Source organism: Bradyrhizobium sp. OAE829 (genome assembly GCF_040546575.1).
Taxonomy (GTDB): Bacteria; Pseudomonadota; Alphaproteobacteria; order Rhizobiales; family Xanthobacteraceae; genus Bradyrhizobium.
Map to the genome: position 1 here is coordinate 8,230,211 of NZ_JBEPOE010000001.1, position 17,341 is coordinate 8,247,551.

The following is a 17,341-nucleotide window of genomic DNA, read 5'->3' on the forward strand; positions in this document are numbered from 1 at the left end:
GGTCTTGGCGCCGAAGCTATCCGGTGTTCTCGAGACCGCACTTTATGTCGATGACCTCGACCGCGCCCGTGCATTCTACGAAGACGTGCTTGGGCTGGTAGCGCTGACGCGTGATTCGCGATTTTTTGCTTTCGATGTCGGCGGCAGCAACGTGCTTCTGCTGTTTCGTCGCGGCGCGACGCTAGACACGCTCCATTTGCCCGGCGGGACTATTCCGCCGCATGACGGCAGCGGCCCGATTCATGTGGCCTTTGCCATCACGGCGGCCGAACTGGCCGCCTGGGAAACGCGGTTCGGCGAGCACAATGTCGCTATCGAGGGCAGGACGGATTGGCCGCGCGGCGGAAAGAGCATCTACTTTCGCGACCCGGACCGGCATCTGCTGGAGCTGGTGACGCCGGGAGTTTGGGCGATTTATTAGGAGTGATCTGCGAAAAGGAATACGGTTTCGTTCGGACAGGTTCTAACCAAATTCGGGATATCAGACCTTCACAGCAGGAATTTCGTTGTTACTTTAACGGTATAGGATTTCGTCGCCACCGCGCGGCGTAAGGAGATCCACTGCAATGGACACTACCGCACCCGTCGCCAAGCCGAAGCCGCGGCCGCGCCCGCAGGTCATGAAACTGACCGAAGCGGCGGCGCAGCGCATTACGGAACTGACCAAGCGCGCCGATTCCGAAATCGTCGGCTTGCGCGTCGGCATCAAGAACGGCGGCTGCGCCGGGCAGTCCTACACGGTCGAATACGCCCATGACGTCCGTCCCACCGACGAGGTGGTCGAAGACCGCGGCGTCAAGATCCTGATCGACCCCAAGGCCGTGCTGTTCCTGCTCGGCACCGAGATGGACTACAAGGCCGACAAGATGCAGGCCCAGTTCATCTTCAACAACCCGAACCAGGTCTCCGCCTGCGGTTGCGGCGAGTCGGTGCAGCTGACGCCTGCGAAGGTTTAGTTGTCGTCCCGGCCTTGAGCTCAGATGCGCAATTGCGCATCGGGGGACCCATAACCACCGGCGGCAGTTGTTTGCGCGCTGGTCGTTATCTTCCTTTTCCAACAATGTGGGCCGCGGCGTATGGGTCCCGGCGTTCGCCGGGACGACGGAATATGGATCGAGATTTCCTGATCGACCTGTTTGCCGATTTCGGTCCGGTGACGATCCGCCGGATGTTTTCCGGCTTCGGCATTTCCGCTGACGGCACCAACTTCGCACTCGCGCTGCGCGCCGGCCTCTACTTCAGGGCTGATGAAACGACGATTCCGCAGTTCGAGGCGGAGGGCTCGCAGCCGTTTTCGTATCAGACGCGTACGAAGACGGTGACCGTGAATTCGTATTGGCAATTGCCGGCGCGGCTGTTCGACGATTCAGAAGAGCTGAGCGATTGGGCGAGGGCGGCGCTGGCCGCCGCGCAGCGCGCCGCGTTGCGCAAGCGTCCGAGGGTGCGCAAGGCGGCGAAGAAAACTGTCGCAAAAGCCGCGAAGAAGGTTGCAGCGAGAAAGCCGGTGGCGAAGAAGAAACCGACAGCGAAAAAGAAGGCGCCACGAAAAAAATCCTCATCCTGAGGAGCGATCCCTTGGTCGCGTCTCGAAGGATGGCCGCGGGCGAGATCGAGGCCTCATGGTTCGAGACGCGCAAGATGCGCTCCTCACCATGAGGAGTTGGCTTCAAGCCACCTGGCTGCGCTGGTCGGCGGCGTATTCGGGGTCGACTTCGCAGATCACGCGGTTGCGGCCGTTGCGCTTGGCGGCGTAGAGGCAGGCATCGGCGCGTTCGATCAGCGAATCCGTGTCGTCGTCCGGCTTCAGCATGGAAACGCCGACCGAGATGGTGACGCGGCCGAGGATTTCGCCGGTGGATTTCTTCTTCAATTCCTTCGCCATCACGGCGCGGCGGATGTGATCGGCAACCGTCAGCGCCTGGCGTAGCGCGGTGTTGGGCAAGACGACCGCGAATTCCTCGCCGCCATAACGCGCGGTGATGTCCTGTCCCTTGATGGTCTGCTTCAAGGACATGCCGACGAGACGCAGCACCTGATCGCCGGTGAGGTGGCCGTAGGAATCGTTGAACGATTTGAAATGATCGATGTCGAACATCAATAGCGACAGCGGCTCGCCGTTGGCCAGCGCCGCCTGTACCGCCATCTCGATTGAGCGGTCGAAATACTTGCGATTGCCAAGGCCAGTGAGCGGATCGGTCAGGCTCTCGGCGCGGATGGCTTCCAGGCTGTGCTGGAGGTTGCTGATCTCGCTCTTGGACAGCGACAGCCGGTTCTCCAGCGCCTTGTTGGTGTCGCGCATCTCGCGGGTGGATTTCACCAGCTGGTCGACCACCGCCTTGATCTGGTCGCGGCTCTGTGCGGTCGACAGTTTCTGGCTGGCGCCGCTCAGGCTGGCGTCGTAGCTCGCCGACATGCCGAGTGCTTCGGTGAGCAGCCTCATCACGTCGTCGATCTCGCCGATCACGCGCGCGCCGACCTTGTCGATGCGGTCGGAGGTCTTGATGTGGGAGAGGTAGGTTTCGTAGATCTGTTCGAGGTCGGCTTCGCTGAGCCTGCCGTTGCGCGCCAGCGTCTCGTTGATGATCTTGTTGAGGGGGGCGTTGTAACCGGTGGCGTAGACGTACCAGATTTCATAATTGCGGGGCACGGCAGTCTGCCGAAGCGACTTGATCTGCCCCATCGCGACTTCGGCGAAGGCCAGCGTGCGTTCGTGTTCGTCCAGCAGTTTCACCACTGATCCGTCCCTAATAGCGAGCAACGCTTCGCGCCGCCCAGCAGGCAATGACTAAAATTATCGCCGTGAAGTTAAGGGAGGAGAATGAACGCCCGGTAAACAGGGGTGTACCCTGTTCACCGCGTGGACGGCGTTGAAAGTGTTAGACGCGGGCGCGCACGGGACGCAGCAAAAACGCCGGAAGATGCGAGTGATCGGCAGGCTCGGATTCGACCTCGCGCTGGGCGCGCCGCGGCTCGGCCCGGCCGATCGAGGGCACGCGGGAGGTCGGTGCGGGCGCTGGCGGCGTGAACGCTTCGGTCGCGGCCTGCGGCTGCGGGCCGGAGTTGCGCTCGCCTCCCTTGGCGTGGCGCGGTTCGCGCTCACCGTGGCGCGGTTCGCGCTCACGTCGCGGCTTGCGTCCGCCGCGTGAACCTTCCCGGGATCCTTCCTTCGAACCTTCCTTGACGCTTTCCCTGGAGCCTTCTCTCGCACCGTGGCGTGAGCCTCCGCGAGAACCTTCTCGGCCGCGCGCCTCGCGCGGCGGGTCGATATCGCCTGACGCTTCCGATCGCACGGAATAGTCGCCTTCCGCACGCGGAATGGATTTTCCGATCAGCCGTTCGATCGCGGCCAGCGATTTGGTGTCGAGCGATGTGACGATCGAGATCGCGGTGCCGGCGCGGCCGGCGCGACCGGTGCGGCCGATGCGGTGGACATAGTCGTCGGCATGATGCGGCACGTCGAAATTGAAGACGTGGCTGACGGTGGGAATATCGAGGCCGCGGGCGGCGACATCGGAGGCCACCAGTATCGGGATTTCGCCGGAGCGGAATTGGTCGAGGGCGGCAGTGCGGGCCGACTGATCCATATCGCCATGCAGGGCACCGACACTGAAGCCGTGCTTTTGCAGCGACTTGTAGACGACGGCGACTTCGCGCTTGCGGTTGCAGAAGATGAGCGCGTTCTGGAGGTCCTTGGCGTCGCGCAGCAGGCGGCGCAGGATCTCGCGCTTCTCGTGCACCTCGCGCCCGCAGGCGACCTGGAATTGAGACACGCCCACAGCTGTCGTCGCCGGCTTGGAGACTTCGATGCGCTCGGGATTGTGCAGGAAGGCTTCGCTGATGCGGCTGATTTCGGGCGGCATCGTCGCGGTAAAGAACAGGGTCTGTCGCGTGAACGGGACCAGCTTGCAGACCCGTTCGATGTCGGGAATGAAGCCCATGTCCAGCATGCGGTCGGCTTCGTCGATGACCAGAAGTTCAACGCCGGTGAGCAGCAGCCCGCCGCGCTCGGTATGGTCGAGCAGCCGGCCCGGGGTCGCGATCAAGACGTCGACGCCGCGGGTCAATTTGGTGTCCTGATCGCCGAACGAGACGCCGCCGATCAGCAGCGCGACATTGAGTTTCTGGCCAATGCCGTATTTGTCGAAATTCTCTTTGACCTGGGCCGCAAGTTCGCGGGTCGGCTCCAGGATCAGGGTGCGGGGCATTCGTGCCCGGGCGCGGCCCTTTTCCAGCATGGTAAGCATGGGCAGGACGAAGGCGGCGGTCTTGCCGGTGCCGGTCTGGGCGATGCCGAGAACGTCGCGGCGGGCCAGAACGTGGGGGATCGCCTGTTCCTGAATGGGCGTAGGGGTGGTGTAGCCGGTGGCCGCAACAGCGGCGAGAACCTTGTCGGAAAGTCCGAGATGGGAAAAAGACATTGAGCCTCTAGTCGACACCGCCGTTCGGAATCGAGGGTAATAAGGCTGTCGCGTTCAACCCCGAAACGGCGCGCTTTAAGAAGCTGGGGGTTCTGACTTACGCAGACGAGCGGCTAACCTTAGGGAATCGCGTGTCGATCCTAGGCCGCGTTGAGCCGGAACATAGGCGCGAAACGGCCAAAGTCAATCTGGGAACCGGCGAAAAGGCCGAAAAAGCTTAATGTTTTCGCACAAATAACGGCCAAACCGTCATTCGGCGGTCAAATGCGTCGAGCTTGCCGAGCCTGCTGCCACGCGACCGGTCGCGCGCTCATACCCTATTTCCTTGTCGCCGCTTCCCGGAAGTCACCGGGCGTGATGCCCTGAACCGCGCGAAAAACGCGATAAAACGTTGCGAGGCTGTCGAAGCCGCTGGCGAACGCGATCTCGGCAATGGTCATGGCCGGCGCCTCGCGGAGCAGGCGGCGGCTTCGTGCGATGCGCAGCGCGGTGACGGTTTGCGAGAAGCTGCTGGATTCTTCGAACAGCACGTGCAGATGACGAACCGAGATCGCGAGCATGCTGGCGATGAACGCCGGCGACAGTTGCGGCTCCGCGATGTGGCGGGCCATCAGTCGCCGGGCCAGGGACAGCCGGCCGGCCCGAACCGCGTACTGCGCCACCCGGCTGGTCGGCCGGACAACGCCGCGTTCGATCAGCGTGAGGTGCGTGAGCGTCTGCACCAGCGCCTTCGTTGTCGATGGATCGCTGTCGTCAGCCGTTTCGGTCAGGTCGGTGAAACAGGATTCCAGCAGCGGAATGAGGACGGGGCGGTCGATAAGCGGTTTCGGGACGAGCTCGTGCAGGCCGGGTAGCGGCAGCAGAATGTCGGCCACCGGCACCTTCAGAATGCGAAGATCGAAGCCTTCAGCGGCGATCGGGACCGTGTGGTAGGGCAGGTCCGAATAGCTGGTCGCAAACGCTCCGCCGGCGACCTGGAAGTCATCGACATTCCGGACCCTGAACCAGCCGCCGCCGCCAAGCTGCTGGCAGATGCAGAGGCTGTCGCTGGGTGCGCTGGCGATATCGGTCGCACTGCGCTCGACATGATAGCTGGAGGCGCGCAGTCCGATCAGGCCCGCGGAGCCGATCTTTCGAAGCGAGAATTCCCCGGTGAACTTTGGGCGGTGCTCCCGGTCGAGTTCGGCGGTCGCCCCAAAAAGCCCCTTGGAGCGCACCTCGCGCCAATAGTCGAAGCGGTCCTTCGGATCGACCTGATCGGTGGACCATCTAAAGGTAGAGGCACCCTGATCTCCAGGAGGGGCATAGGCGACCGTCGCCAGACGTGCCGCTCCTCTTAAAGCCGAAATAACCACCCCAGCATTCCTCCTCAGGATATGCCGCGGAGCGGCAAATCACTCGGGAATCATGCCACGGTGGGGTATCCCGGTCCTGATGGGACGGCGGTGACTTTCTGAAATTTCTCTGATATTCGCTGTGCGCAGCCCAGCCCCGAGAAGATTGCGGTCACAAGTTGCTCTGTTTCGCCGGATTTGAACTTGACCCGCAACGCGCCAGGCTCCGCGGACCCGGTGGCGAAGCGATCCGGCTGCGCCCGAAATCCTTCGACATGCTGCAGCTGTTTGTGACCAACGCCGGACGCGTTCTCAGCAAGCAGGACCTGATTGACGCGATTTGGCCGAATGTCCATGTCGGCGACGACAGCCTTTTCCAATGTGTCCGCGAAATCCGCGCCGCCCTTGGCGACGACCAGCGCCAATTGATCAAGCTGGTTTCCGGCCGTGGCTACCTGTTCGACGGGCAAGTGACGGTCGGGCCGGGCGGCCTTGGCGATGAAGCACAGCCCCCGGTCGCGACAGCCGGCGTCGAAGCGGTCGCGGTGGCGCCACCGGCGCTGGCGGCGGAGCCCGCCCGGAAACGGCTCCGGTTCGGCTTGCGCGCCGCGCTTGCGACGGCGGCCGGGCTCGGTGCGGTCATCGGCCTGGCCGTCGCCGCGCCGATCTTCGTGCCCGATTTCATCTTCGCGCGAAAACCCCCGGCCGTTGCCGCAGAGCAGCTCGTTGGGGTGGGTGAGGGCCAGAAACTTGCCGAGTTGGCGGCGAGCGTGGCTGACCGCCTCAGCGCGGCCGTCAGCGTTGCCGCCGCCGCACCGGTGCTCACGCCCGATTCCATGTTTCCACGAAAGTCGCCGACCATCGCCATGATGCCGATCGTCGGCGTCGGTGACAGCCAGTTGGTTGCCGAGATGGCGGGGGACGTGACCGACCGGCTCACCGACGGCTTGGCCCGGATCGACAAGTTGCGCGTGCTGGCGCCGCGGTCTCAAACAGCTTCGGCGGTGCCCCAGCCCGTCGCCGCGCACCCGGAAGCCGACTTCGTGGTGAGCGGCGAGTTGCGGTTGGAAGGCGGGGCCTGGACCATCCAGGCGCGCATGAGCAATGGCGCCACTGGCGAGGTACGCTGGACCAACTCGGTTTCGGTCGGCATCGAGAAGTCGGACATGACGCTGCAGCAGATCCGGCTCGCCGCGGGCGTCGGCCATCCGCTGGCGCTTCGCATCAATGCGATGATCAATGCCGGCCCGGCCGCGACCGACGACGACCTGGCTGGCGGCACCGCCAAGGTCGTGATCGAGCAGGCGATGGCCTCGATCAACCAGACGACGCTGGAGCGTTTCAAGGCCGCGCAAACCATGCTGGAGAAAGCCATCGCGGCCGATCCCGGCAATGTCGATCTCGCCGCCGCGTTGGCCGCGCATTTGCTGCGCGGCATCCAGATGACCTGGTACAACAAGGCCGATGTCGCCGAGACTCAACGTGCCGCGCAGTCGATGCTCGAGCAGGCGCTGCGGGCGAAGCCGACCTACATCCCCGTGCTGGAGGCGTATTGCCGCCTTCTCAACACGACAAACCAGTTCATCGAAAGCCTGGTGGCTTGTGGCAGGGTGTTGACCTTCGATCCCTGGGACGGGCTTGCGATCTACAATCTGGGCCTCGGGCAGCTTCGGCTCGGGCGGTTCGAGGACGCGCTGGCGACGTTCAAACTGGCCGAGCAATTCGATACGCCGCGAACGGCGCGCTGGACCTGGCTGCTGGGAGCGGGGCTGACCCTGGTGGTGATGGACCGCAACGAAGAGGCGATCCCTTATCTCACGAGATCGATTGCGATCACGCCGGCCACCGGACGATCGCATGCGGTGCTGGCAATTGCCTACCACCGCACCGGCCGTACGGACGAGGCCAAAGCTGCCTTGGCCAAGACCATGGAACTGCGGCCCGGCTCCACGATCGCCAACATCAGGCTTGATCCCAGGAATGCCAGCCCCGTGTATAACGAAGCTTCCAAGCGTGTGGAGGATACTCTCCTGGCGCTTGGTATGGCGGCGAAATAGCGGTCTCGCATCTGACTTAACGTGGCGGAAATGGGGCTCTGGTCCTGCCTGCAGCATTGAACCGCCGACGCGGCTTTATCGACTACGACAAAAGCGGTCCCGCGCGGCCGCGGATCATTGCGGGGAACTGGTTATGACGAGCTGGTTACTGTCCAAGGCACGGTTCAAAGCCGGGCTGCTATCCGGACTGGCATTCGGCATTGTCGCCTCGTTGCTGGCGTTCGCTGCCCCCGCTTATGCCGAAAAACGCGTCGCGCTGGTGATCGGCAATAACGACTACCGGAACGTGCCGAAGCTGCAGAAGGCCGTCAACGACGCCCGCACCATGGGCGATACGCTGAAGCAACTCGGTTTCACCGTCATGGTAGCGGAGAACCAGACGCGCCAGGCATTCAGCCAGAGCCTGCTCGCGTTCGACAAGGCGGTCGGCAAGGGCGACACCGCGTTCTTCTTCTATGCGGGCCACGGCTTTGAAATCGCCGGCCAGAACTTCCTGCTGCCGACCGACGTACCGGCGGCGACCGAAGGCCAGGAGGAACTGGTGCGCGACGCGTCCATCCTCGCGGACCGCATCATCGAGCGCCTGCAGAACAAGGGCGCGCGAACCGCCATTCTGGTGTTTGACGCCTGCCGCAACAATCCGTTCGAGCGCTCCGGCACGCGCGCCGTCGCCGGTGGCGGCGGCCTCGCGCCGATGACGCAATTGCCGGAAGGCGTGTTCTCGATATTTTCAGCGGGTCCTCGGCAGACCGCGCTGGATCGCCTGTCGAACGACGATGCCAATCCCAATTCGGTGTTCACCCGAACCTTTACCAAGGAACTGACGCAGCCCGGCGTCAACCTCGTGCAGGTCGCGCAGCGCACGCGGCGTCTGGTCGCCGAACTGGCGGAGACCGTGCGCCACAAGCAGATCCCGGTTTATTTCGACCAGATGGTCGACGACGTATTCCTGAGTGGCACGGCGAAGGCCGCGCCCGAGGTTGCCGTCGCCAAGCCTGCGGAGCCATTGCAGAAGGTTGCAGCGTTGCCGCCGGTGCACCGGCTTGCGCCGTCGAACGACTCCGTCAACGCACCGATCGCGATGTTCTCGCGCCATAATGGCGGATGGACCGTCGTGTTCTCGATCGCCGATCCGACGCTCGGGATTTCCTGGCGGATGGGCGAGGCCGGCGATTTCCGCGAGACCGGCTTCATCGACACGCTCGATCCGCGCACCCGCAAGCGGATGCCGAACCCGTCGATCGAGCTTCCGGCCGATGCGCCGGCGGCCACGATCCAGGTGCGCTATGTCGATACCAATGGCGAAGTGCAGGGGCCGTTTCCGATCCGCTTCGATCCCGAAGCCGCGCTGATCCGCGACCAGCGCAAGATCCTCGACATGACCGCAACCAGCTGGCTGTCGTTTCGCGAATTCAACGGGCTGCTGGTCTATTACACCCATCTGATGTCGTACCGCTGCGCGATCCGCGAGGTGCGGGTCGGCATCGACAGTGCCGTGCCCGACCAGGTTCTGAAAATGCCGCCGTGCGATCCCAGGGATCCCAGCGTCATCCCGCGCGAGGCGCAGCCCTACCTCAAGCTTGCCCCGGCGACCAGGTCGGTTTCGGTCGAACTGGTCTACCGCGACGGCAGCGTGTCCGAGATCAAGAGTTTCCGACGCTAAAGCGTTTTCGAGCGAAGTGGATACCGGTTCGCGTCAAGAAAACGCGTCAAATCAAGAATCTAGCCCCGTTCCGATTCCATCGGAACGGAAAAGGCTCTAATCCAGCCAGCGTCGTCCGATTGAGCTACAGTCCGCTCGGAGGTCGATCATGGACGCAGGCAGTTTTTCACGGCAGCCCCCGGGGCGCACGATGAAGGTTCGCTGCTGCATCGTTGGCGGCGGGCCCGCCGGCATGATGCTCGGCTATCTCCTGGGCCGCGCCGGGGTCGATGTCGTGGTGCTGGAAAAGCACGCCGACTTCTTTCGCGATTTTCGCGGCGACACGGTGCATCCCTCGACCCTTCAGGTGATGGACGAACTCGGATTGATCGAAGGATTTCTGAAGCTGCCGCATCAGCGGCTGCAGAAGATGGAAGGGTTGTTCGGCGGCGCAACGGTGCGGATCGCCGATCTCAGCCGGCTCAAGGTGAAATACCCCTTCATCGCCTTCATGCCGCAATGGGATTTCCTGAATTTCCTGCGCGAAAGCGGCAAACGGTTTGCCTCGCTCAAGGTGATGATGAGCACCGAAGCGACCGATCTCATTGAGGACGGCGGCTGCGTCGCGGGCGTGCGAGCAAACACGCCGGAGGGCACGATCGACATCGAGGCGGATCTCACCATCGCCTGCGACGGCCGCCATTCGATGGTGCGCGAGCGCGCGGGCCTTGCGACCGAGGAGATCGGCGCGCCGATGGACGTGCTGTGGTTCCGCGCGGGAAAAACGGACGACGAAACCGAAAGCGTGTTTGCGCGCGTCGAGCCCGGCAGGATGATGGTGACGTTCGATCGCGGCGATTACTGGCAATGCGCCTATATCATCGCCAAGGGTCAGTACGACGCCGTCAGGGCGAGGGGCCTGCCGGCGCTCCTGGACGACGTCGCGCGGATCGCGCCGATCCTCAAATCCGGTCTTGCCGACGTCAAAAGCTGGAATGACGTCAAGCTGCTCACGGTAGCGATCAACCGTCTGACGCGCTGGACGCGGCCCGGCTTGCTTTGCATCGGCGATGCCGCGCATGCGATGTCGCCGATGGGCGGTGTCGGCGTCAATCTTGCGGTTCAGGACGCGGTCGCGACCGCCAATCTTCTCGCGGCCAAGCTCGTGAACGGCTGCCCGCCGGAGAACGAACTGGATGCGGTGCGCCGGCGCCGCGAATTCCCGGTGCGGATGACGCAGCGGATGCAGGTGGTGGCGCAAGACAACATCGTCAGCGCCGCGCTGAAGGGCGGCAATCATCCGCTGAAAGCGCCACTGGTGATGCGCCTGATCACGGCGGTGCCGTGGCTGCAGGGCATCACGGCGCGTTTGATCGGGCTTGGCGTCCGGCCCGAGCATGTGCAGTCGCCGGCATCTGCAGAACACTGAACAAGCCGGCTGCGGCTACGACATCACGCGGTGACTCTGTAGCGGCCCCGCCACAGTAAGAGACAATCCGCCCGGCTCGCGACGTTGTAGCCCACGCAGTGCCCATGGCGACAAGCCCGATGCCAGCCGGGACAAATGCTTCCCTGGAATCTAGGTACAATCACGTCACAGATTCAAACCGGTCCACGGGGAAGCTTAAGATGAAGAAGCTGGTTATTGCGCTTTCGGCGGTCGTGACATTTTCCTCCCCGGCTATTTCAGCTGACATGGCTGCCAAGGCTCCGATGAGGGCGGCACCTGTCACCTATGCGCCATCTTGGACCGGTTGCTACGTTGCCGGTGGCGGCGGTTATGGCTTTTGGAACCAGCAGAACGATGCTTCCGACGTCGTCAACAACATCCAGTTGAGTACCTCGACGACAGGAGGTGGCCGCGGCTACTTCGGCACGCTGGGTGGCGGCTGCGACTATCAAGTCCCCGTAGGCAACTGGAATGTCGTATTCGGCGCGTTCGGTGACTACGATTGGGCAAGCATAAAGGGCGATGTGAATGTGCCGCACATCGCAGCGTATGGCCACGAGAAGATGAGTTCGCAGTGGTCGGTCGGCGGTCGCGTCGGCGCGTTGGTGACGCCGAACTTGTTGACCTATTTCTCGGCCGGTTACACCGAGGCTCGGTGGGATAACGTAACTCTGGTGAATTCCGTTGTACCCTTTATCAACCTTCCGACCGGTGTCTTCATTGGGGCGACCACCTATAAAGGTTACTTCATTGGTGGCGGTTATGAATATGGACTGAACTTCCTGCCCGGTCTGTTTTGGAAGACGGAATACCGTCTTTCGGATTTGGATTCCAAGAGCAACCCCATTCGCTTTGTTGCAACCGGCGCTGCGTCTGGCGTCGAGGTCCATTCGCAAAGATATGTCCAGACCATTCGTAGCGAGCTGGTCTACCGCTTCAACTGGGGTGGCTCGGTGGTCGCGAAGTACTGATATCTCCCGACTGATCAACTAAAAAGCCCCGGGATCGTCCGGGGCTTTTTTCGTTGCGGAAGTGCGTCAGCGTGACGTTAGCCCATGACCGAGAACCCGCCGTCGATCGGGATCGCGGTGCCGGTGGTGAAATCGGAGGCGGGCGAAGACAGAAACACGGCAATGCCGGCGAAATCGTCGATCACGCCCCAACGCGCCGCCGGCGTGCGCGCCAGCACCTTGTCGTGCAGCCCGTCGATCTGCGCGCGGGCGCCCCTGGTGAGATCGGTGTCGATCCAGCCCGGCAGCACCGCGTTGACCTGGATGTTGTCCGGGGCCCAGGCCACCGCGCAGGCGCGCGTGAACTGCACGATGCCGCCTTTGCTCGCCGCGTAGGCCGACGCAAAGCTGGCGCCGAAGATCGACATCATCGAACCGATATTGATGACCTTGCCGCCGCCGGCTTGTTTCATCGCAGGGTAGACCGCCTGCGAGACCAGGAAGGCGCTGGTGAGGTTGGTCTGGATCACGCTGTTCCATTCGGCGAGATCGAGCACGTGCGGCGGTTTGCGGATGCTGATGCCGGCATTGTTGACGAGGATGTCGATCCGCCCGAGTTCGCCGGCGACGCGCGCGGCCATGGCGTCAACCGCCGCCTTGTCGGTGACATCTGCGACCACCGAAATGGCCTTTGCACCGCTGCGCGTGAGCTCGGCGGCTGCGGCAACCGATTTGGCTTCATTGCGCCCGACAACCGCAATCGCGGCACCGGCGTCCGCCAAACCGCGGGCCATGCCGAGCCCGATGCCGCCATTGCCGCCGGTGACGATGGCGACCTTGCCGCTGAGATCGAAAAGTTTTGTTTTCATTGTTGTTGTCCTTTACTTCTCGTCATGCCCGGCCTTGTGCCGGGCATCCACGTCTTACTTCGTTAGGAATCAAGCAGGAAGACGTGGATGGCCGGGACAAGCCCGGCCATGACGCGTCATCAGTTCTTGCCTTGCCAGATCAGGATCAGGCCGACCGCGCCGAGCACGGCACCATAGCCCGCCCATTGCAGCTGGTTGACCATGAAGCTCGATTGCGGCCAGGTGATCGCGCCGGTGCCCTGGCCGATCCAGAGCAGGCCGACGGCGAGCGCCAGAAAGCCGACGATCAAAAGCAATCTGGCCATGGATTCGTCCCCGCTGCCGCTTTCGAACGGCTTGACGGGCGTCCCCGGAAACCATTGCCGGGACCGACCGTAGCTGTCGATCGAATACAATGCGGGCGGCTTCGGCAAGGGCGGAAATGATCAGGGGATTGGTGATCCGGGGCAGGCTGCGCCGCGCTTACCAACGGCTCAAGACGGCAACTCGAGCTAGCAGCATTCGGGCGCGATAACGGCTTCACCTAACCAGACACAAAAAAGCCCCGGACGATGCCGGGGCTTTTGAGCTGCCGATTGGGGCAGAGATCAGTGTGTCGATCAGTACTTGGCGACGACCGGGCCACCCCAGTTGAAGCGGTAGACCAGCTCGGTCTTCGCGATGTAGGTGACCATCTTGCGCGAGTCGATGTTGCCGAACGGATCGGTACCAACGGCGCCAGCGACGCAGTTCGCTCCAACAGTCACGCAGGTGAGACGCGAGTCCTTGCGATCGTACCAGGCGGCGCGACCTTCGGTCTTCACGAACAGGCCCGGCAGGAAGTCGAGCTGATATTCGAAACCGCTGCCGATGAAGAAGCCATCAAAGGTTTGGCCCGGAACCTGAAGGCCGGATACTGCGGCGGCACCAGGAAGGATCGAGCGAATATTGTAGGCATCGGTATGAGCCTGCGTGTAGCCGGCGTTGAAGTAGGTCAGGAATGACGGGTTCACGAGATAACCGATCCGGCCGCCAACAGCCCAGGACCAATCCAACTTGTTTTCGCCGACAAAGGTTTCGCCGGGGGTGAACACGCGCCAGGCGTGGTCACCCTTGATGTCGGAGTAGGTGCCGTCGACGAAGGCGCCGACAACCCAGCGGCCGCTGAACTGGTAGTCACAGCCGACGCCAGCCGTTGCCAGCCAACCGTCCGAACCGGACGTGGCGTTGAGGACGTTGATGGCGTTGGGCGCAAGAAAATCGCGCGAGTCGCGGTTGGTGCGGGAGATGCCGTAGCCGCCACCGCCGCTGATCCAGCAGCCGGTCCAGCTTACGGCCGGGGCAACCGCGACCGGAGCCTTGGCGTAACGGGGAGCCATGTCGGCCGCGAGAGCCGGGGCAGTCAAGGCTGCCATCGCGGTCAGAGCGAGCACCAATTTCTTCATTGTCCAAACCCTCAAAATTAAGCGTCGTAACCGACCGCCCAAATGGTGCGCTTGCACCGATTCCCTAAACCCAGTGTCTGGAATATACGCGGTTCTACCTAAAATGCTGTTGCGGGGAGAGCACATCCGCCCGAAAAGGAACTCCGGGAAAGCGCCTCAAAAATAGGCACGATCAGGCAAACAAGCCGAAAGGCTGGCAAACCCAACAATCGCGTGCCTTAGGGCCGATCGACATTCAGGATTCCCAAGAGGTGTAATCGCTGATTCATAGGGTTCCGTGATTTGCACGGAGCGGATGATGGCGACGAGAAGATACGAGCTGAACGAGGCGCAGTGGGTAAAGATTTCACCACTGCTGCCGGGCAAGGGTGGCGACCCTGGCCGGACGGCCGCGGATAACCGTCTGTTCGTGAACGGATGTTTGTGGGTTCTGCGCTCTGGGGCGCATTGGTGCGACCTGCCGGAGCGGTACGGCAAGTGGAAATCGGTGCACCGGCGGTTCAGCCGCTGGTGCCATGCGGGCGTCTGGGAACGTGTGTTCACAGCCCTGACGGCGGACCGTGACAATCAGTATCTGATGATCGACAGCACCATCGTTCGTGCCCATCAGCAGGCAGCGAGCGGAAAAGGGGGGCCAAAGATCAGGCGCTGGGGCGCTCCCGAGGTGGACTGACGACGAAGATCCACATGCTGGCCGACGCGCTCGGTCGCCCGCTCCGCTTCGTCATTACGGCCGGCCAGACTGGCGACGTCACCCAGGCGCCTGCCTTACTTCACGGTCAGAACGGCGATGCCGTGCTCGCCGACAAAGCCTATGACAGCAACGCCATGCGCGCGATCATCGCTGATATGGGCGCAACAGCGGTCATCCCGTCCAACCGAACCCGCAGGATCATCATCCCGCACGACACCATGGCCTACAAACAGCGCAATCGCATCGAGCGCTGCTTCTGTCGCCTCAAGCACTTCCGGCGCTTGGCCACACGCTACGACAGACGATCTTCCCACTTTGCCGGCTTCATCCACCTCGCCGCAGCAATGATTTGGGGGCAATGAATGTCGATCGGCCCTAGGGCGAGATCGCCCCCGGAGGTCAGACGTCCAGCAAGTCTTCGCTGGCAAACTCCGCCTTGTCGGTGATGAAGGCGAATCTGGCCTCGGCCTTGGTTCCCATCAGCCGTTCCACCGAATCGGCAGTGCCTTCGCGGTCGTCGGCCAGCAGCACCACGCGCAGCAGGGTGCGCTTGGCCGGGTCCATCGTGGTTTCCTTGAGCTGCGCCGGCATCATCTCGCCGAGCCCTTTAAAGCGGCCGACATCGACCTTGGCGTTGGCGTTGAATTCGCTCTTCAGCAGCGCGTCCTTGTGGGCGTCGTCGCGGGCGTAAACCGTCTTGGCACCGTGGGTGAGCCGATAGAGCGGCGGCACCGCAAGATAGAGATGGCCCTCATCGATCAGCCGCGGCGTCTGCCGGTAGAAGAAGGTGATCAGAAGCGAGGCGATGTGGGCGCCGTCGACGTCGGCGTCGGTCATGATGATGATGCGGGAATAGCGCAGGTCTTCCTCGCGGTAATGCGCGAGCGTGCCGCAGCCGATCGCCTGCATCAGGTCGGAGAGCTGGGCGTTGGCGGTGAGCTTGTCCTTGCCGGCGGAGGCGACGTTGAGGATTTTTCCGCGCAAGGGCAGCACGGCCTGGGTCTTGCGGTCGCGCGCCTGCTTGGCGCTGCCCCCGGCCGAGTCGCCTTCGACAATGAACAGCTCCGAGCCTTCGGTCGCGGTGTTGGTGCAGTCGGCGAGCTTGCCGGGCAGGCGCAGCTTCTTCACCGCGGTCTTGCGCGAGGTTTCCTTCTCGGCGCGGCGGCGCAGCCGCTCGTCGGCACGCTCGACGACGAAATCCAGCAGTTTGTTGGCCTGCAGCGGATTGCCGGACAGCCAGTGGTCGAACGGGTCCTTGATCGCCTGTTCGACGATCTTCTGCGCCTCGGCGGTGGCGAGGCGGTCCTTGGTCTGGCCCTGGAATTCAGGTTCGCGCACGAACACCGAGAGCATCACGGCCGCGCCCACCATGACGTCTTCCGAGGTGATCGGAGCGGCGCGCTTGCCCTGGCCGATGCGCTCGGCGTGGTCCTTCAGGCCGCGCAGCATGGCGCTGCGCATGCCGGATTCATGGGTGCCGCCGTCGGGCGTCGGCACGGTGTTGCAATAGGAGGAGAGGAAGCCGTCGGCGTCCGCCGTCCAGGCCACCGCCCATTCGCAGGCGCCGTGGGCGCCGTTGCGCCCCGATTTGCCGGAGAAGATATCCGGGTGCACCAGCGTGTCGGCGTGGATCGCGGCGCCGAGATAATCCTTCAATCCCCCGGGGAAATGGAATTCGTCCTCGGCCGGCACCTCGTCGATGCCGCGCAGCAGTTCCGGATCGCAGCGCCAGCGAATCTTCACGCCGCCGAACAGGTACGCCTTCGAGCGCGCCATCTTGAACAAGCGTTGCGGCTTGAAGGCGGCCTTGGCGCCGAAAATCTCGGTGTCGGGCTTGAAGCGGATGGTGGTGCCCCGGCGGTTGTTGATCTTGCCGAGTTCCTGCAGCTTGCCCTTGGGATGACCACGCTCGAAGGTCATCTTGTAGAGCTTTTGTTCGCGCGCGACCTCGACCTCGAGGAGCGAGGAGAGGGCGTTGACGACGGAGACGCCGACGCCGTGCAGGCCGCCCGAGGTCTCGTAGACCTTGGAGTCGAACTTGCCGCCGGAATGCAGCGTGCACATGATGACTTCGAGCGCGGACTTCTTCGGAAACTTCGGATGCGGATCGATTGGAATGCCGCGGCCATTGTCGGTCACAGTCAGGAATCCGTCCGCGCTCAGCGTAACCTCGATGAAAGAGGCGTGGCCTGCCAGCGCCTCGTCCATGGAGTTGTCGATGACTTCGGCGAACAGGTGGTGCAGCGCCTTTTCATCGGTGCCGCCGATATACATGCCGGGCCGGCGCCGCACCGGCTCCAGCCCCTCCAGCACCTCGATATCCGCCGCAGTATAGCCGGCTTCGGCGCTGCTGGATTTGGCGGCGACCTTCAGCGAGGCGCGGCCCTTCGGTTCATCGGCGCCGAACAAGTCGCTGGCGGATTTGGTTTTGGCAGCTGTTTTCAATGGCTTGGGCATGGTTCTTCATGTGGTGCGCGCAATCTGGCGCAGCGAATCGGTCTGT

At 63.0% G+C, this 17,341-nt stretch carries 14 protein-coding genes and 1 pseudogene; 8 read left to right on the forward strand and 7 right to left on the reverse strand.

Translation table 11 applies throughout. The features are described from left to right. Positions 1–4 precede the first annotated feature (4 nt). The 3 genes from ABIE49_RS39030 to ABIE49_RS39040 all read left to right on the forward strand — a co-directional run bounded on the left by ABIE49_RS39030 (position 5) and on the right by ABIE49_RS39040 (position 1,564). Positions 5–421 (forward strand): VOC family protein, encoded by a 417-nt coding sequence (locus tag ABIE49_RS39030; protein WP_192739475.1) that lies wholly within the window; start codon positions 5–7, stop codon positions 419–421. A gap of 145 nt (positions 422–566) precedes the next feature. After that, on the forward strand, positions 567–956 hold the full coding sequence (locus ABIE49_RS39035; RefSeq protein ID WP_192739474.1) for a HesB/IscA family protein: 390 nt from the start codon (positions 567–569) through the stop codon (positions 954–956). Between the two features lie 152 nt (positions 957–1,108). Continuing rightward, entirely contained in the window at positions 1,109–1,564 is a 456-nt protein-coding gene (locus ABIE49_RS39040; protein ID WP_192739473.1) for a TfoX/Sxy family protein, read from the forward strand. A gap of 102 nt (positions 1,565–1,666) precedes the next feature. On the opposite strand, the gene ABIE49_RS39045 is transcribed toward ABIE49_RS39040, so the two are convergent. The 3 genes from ABIE49_RS39045 to ABIE49_RS39055 form a co-directional block, all read right to left on the reverse strand. Continuing rightward, on the reverse strand, positions 1,667–2,734 hold the full coding sequence (locus tag ABIE49_RS39045; RefSeq protein ID WP_192739472.1) for a GGDEF domain-containing protein: 1,068 nt from the start codon (positions 2,732–2,734) through the stop codon (positions 1,667–1,669). Between the two features lie 142 nt (positions 2,735–2,876). After that, positions 2,877–4,418, reverse strand: coding sequence for a DEAD/DEAH box helicase (locus ABIE49_RS39050; protein WP_192739471.1), 1,542 nt, complete (start codon positions 4,416–4,418; stop codon positions 2,877–2,879). Between the two features lie 317 nt (positions 4,419–4,735). Beyond that, entirely contained in the window at positions 4,736–5,773 is a 1,038-nt protein-coding gene (locus ABIE49_RS39055; RefSeq protein WP_354067292.1) for an AraC family transcriptional regulator, read from the reverse strand. A 158-nt stretch (positions 5,774–5,931) separates the two neighbouring features. Here ABIE49_RS39055 and ABIE49_RS39060 point away from each other — a divergent pair, with 158 nt between their 5' ends. The 4 genes from ABIE49_RS39060 to ABIE49_RS39075 all read left to right on the forward strand — a co-directional run bounded on the left by ABIE49_RS39060 (position 5,932) and on the right by ABIE49_RS39075 (position 11,872). Next, positions 5,932–7,809, forward strand: coding sequence for a winged helix-turn-helix domain-containing protein (locus ABIE49_RS39060; RefSeq protein WP_192739470.1), 1,878 nt, complete (start codon positions 5,932–5,934; stop codon positions 7,807–7,809). Positions 7,810–7,942: 133 nt separating this feature from the next. Continuing rightward, a complete protein-coding gene (locus tag ABIE49_RS39065) occupies positions 7,943–9,472 on the forward strand; it encodes a caspase family protein (protein WP_192739469.1) in 1,530 nt (509 codons plus the stop codon). Positions 9,473–9,620: 148 nt separating this feature from the next. Next, positions 9,621–10,880: an FAD-dependent oxidoreductase gene (locus ABIE49_RS39070; RefSeq protein WP_192739468.1), complete on the forward strand. Its 1,260-nt coding sequence runs from the start codon at positions 9,621–9,623 to the stop codon at positions 10,878–10,880. A gap of 200 nt (positions 10,881–11,080) precedes the next feature. Then, positions 11,081–11,872: an outer membrane protein gene (locus tag ABIE49_RS39075; protein ID WP_192739467.1), complete on the forward strand. Its 792-nt coding sequence runs from the start codon at positions 11,081–11,083 to the stop codon at positions 11,870–11,872. Between the two features lie 77 nt (positions 11,873–11,949). Here the strand turns inward: ABIE49_RS39075 and ABIE49_RS39080 are convergent, their stop codons facing one another. The 3 genes from ABIE49_RS39080 to ABIE49_RS39090 all read right to left on the reverse strand — a co-directional run bounded on the left by ABIE49_RS39080 (position 11,950) and on the right by ABIE49_RS39090 (position 14,144). Beyond that, the gene (locus ABIE49_RS39080) at positions 11,950–12,720 is read right to left on the reverse strand and encodes an SDR family NAD(P)-dependent oxidoreductase (RefSeq protein ID WP_192739466.1); all 771 of its coding nucleotides are present in this window, start codon (positions 12,718–12,720) and stop codon (positions 11,950–11,952) included. A 119-nt stretch (positions 12,721–12,839) separates the two neighbouring features. Next, complete coding sequence (locus tag ABIE49_RS39085) at positions 12,840–13,025, reverse strand: hypothetical protein (protein WP_192739465.1); 186 nt, start codon at positions 13,023–13,025, stop codon at positions 12,840–12,842. Positions 13,026–13,319: 294 nt separating this feature from the next. Next, on the reverse strand, positions 13,320–14,144 hold the full coding sequence (locus tag ABIE49_RS39090; protein ID WP_192739464.1) for an outer membrane protein: 825 nt from the start codon (positions 14,142–14,144) through the stop codon (positions 13,320–13,322). Between the two features lie 298 nt (positions 14,145–14,442). Between ABIE49_RS39090 and ABIE49_RS39095 the strand changes: the two are divergent. Then, positions 14,443–15,200 (forward strand): annotated as a pseudogene (locus ABIE49_RS39095) (IS5 family transposase). Between the two features lie 37 nt (positions 15,201–15,237). On the opposite strand, the gene parE reads toward ABIE49_RS39095, so the two are convergent. Then, entirely contained in the window at positions 15,238–17,295 is a 2,058-nt protein-coding gene (gene parE / locus ABIE49_RS39100) for a DNA topoisomerase IV subunit B (protein ID WP_192740861.1), read from the reverse strand. Between the last annotated feature and the right edge of the window lie 46 nt (positions 17,296–17,341).

What these genes read in the sequence shown, in the direction of transcription:
- ABIE49_RS39090 (WP_192739464.1), bottom strand. Translation starts at nt 14,144, where the DNA reads ATGAAGAAATTGGTGCTCGCTCTGACCGCGATGGCAGCCTTGACTGCC.
- ABIE49_RS39040 (WP_192739473.1), top strand. Translation starts at nt 1,109, where the DNA reads ATGGATCGAGATTTCCTGATCGACCTGTTTGCCGATTTCGGTCCGGTG.
- ABIE49_RS39080 (WP_192739466.1), bottom strand. Translation starts at nt 12,720, where the DNA reads ATGAAAACAAAACTTTTCGATCTCAGCGGCAAGGTCGCCATCGTCACC.
- ABIE49_RS39075 (WP_192739467.1), top strand. Translation starts at nt 11,081, where the DNA reads ATGAAGAAGCTGGTTATTGCGCTTTCGGCGGTCGTGACATTTTCCTCC.
- ABIE49_RS39035 (WP_192739474.1), top strand. Translation starts at nt 567, where the DNA reads ATGGACACTACCGCACCCGTCGCCAAGCCGAAGCCGCGGCCGCGCCCG.
- ABIE49_RS39065 (WP_192739469.1), top strand. Translation starts at nt 7,943, where the DNA reads ATGACGAGCTGGTTACTGTCCAAGGCACGGTTCAAAGCCGGGCTGCTA.
- ABIE49_RS39085 (WP_192739465.1), bottom strand. Translation starts at nt 13,025, where the DNA reads ATGGCCAGATTGCTTTTGATCGTCGGCTTTCTGGCGCTCGCCGTCGGC.
- ABIE49_RS39070 (WP_192739468.1), top strand. Translation starts at nt 9,621, where the DNA reads ATGGACGCAGGCAGTTTTTCACGGCAGCCCCCGGGGCGCACGATGAAG.
- ABIE49_RS39050 (WP_192739471.1), bottom strand. Translation starts at nt 4,418, where the DNA reads ATGTCTTTTTCCCATCTCGGACTTTCCGACAAGGTTCTCGCCGCTGTT.
- parE (WP_192740861.1), bottom strand. Translation starts at nt 17,295, where the DNA reads ATGCCCAAGCCATTGAAAACAGCTGCCAAAACCAAATCCGCCAGCGAC.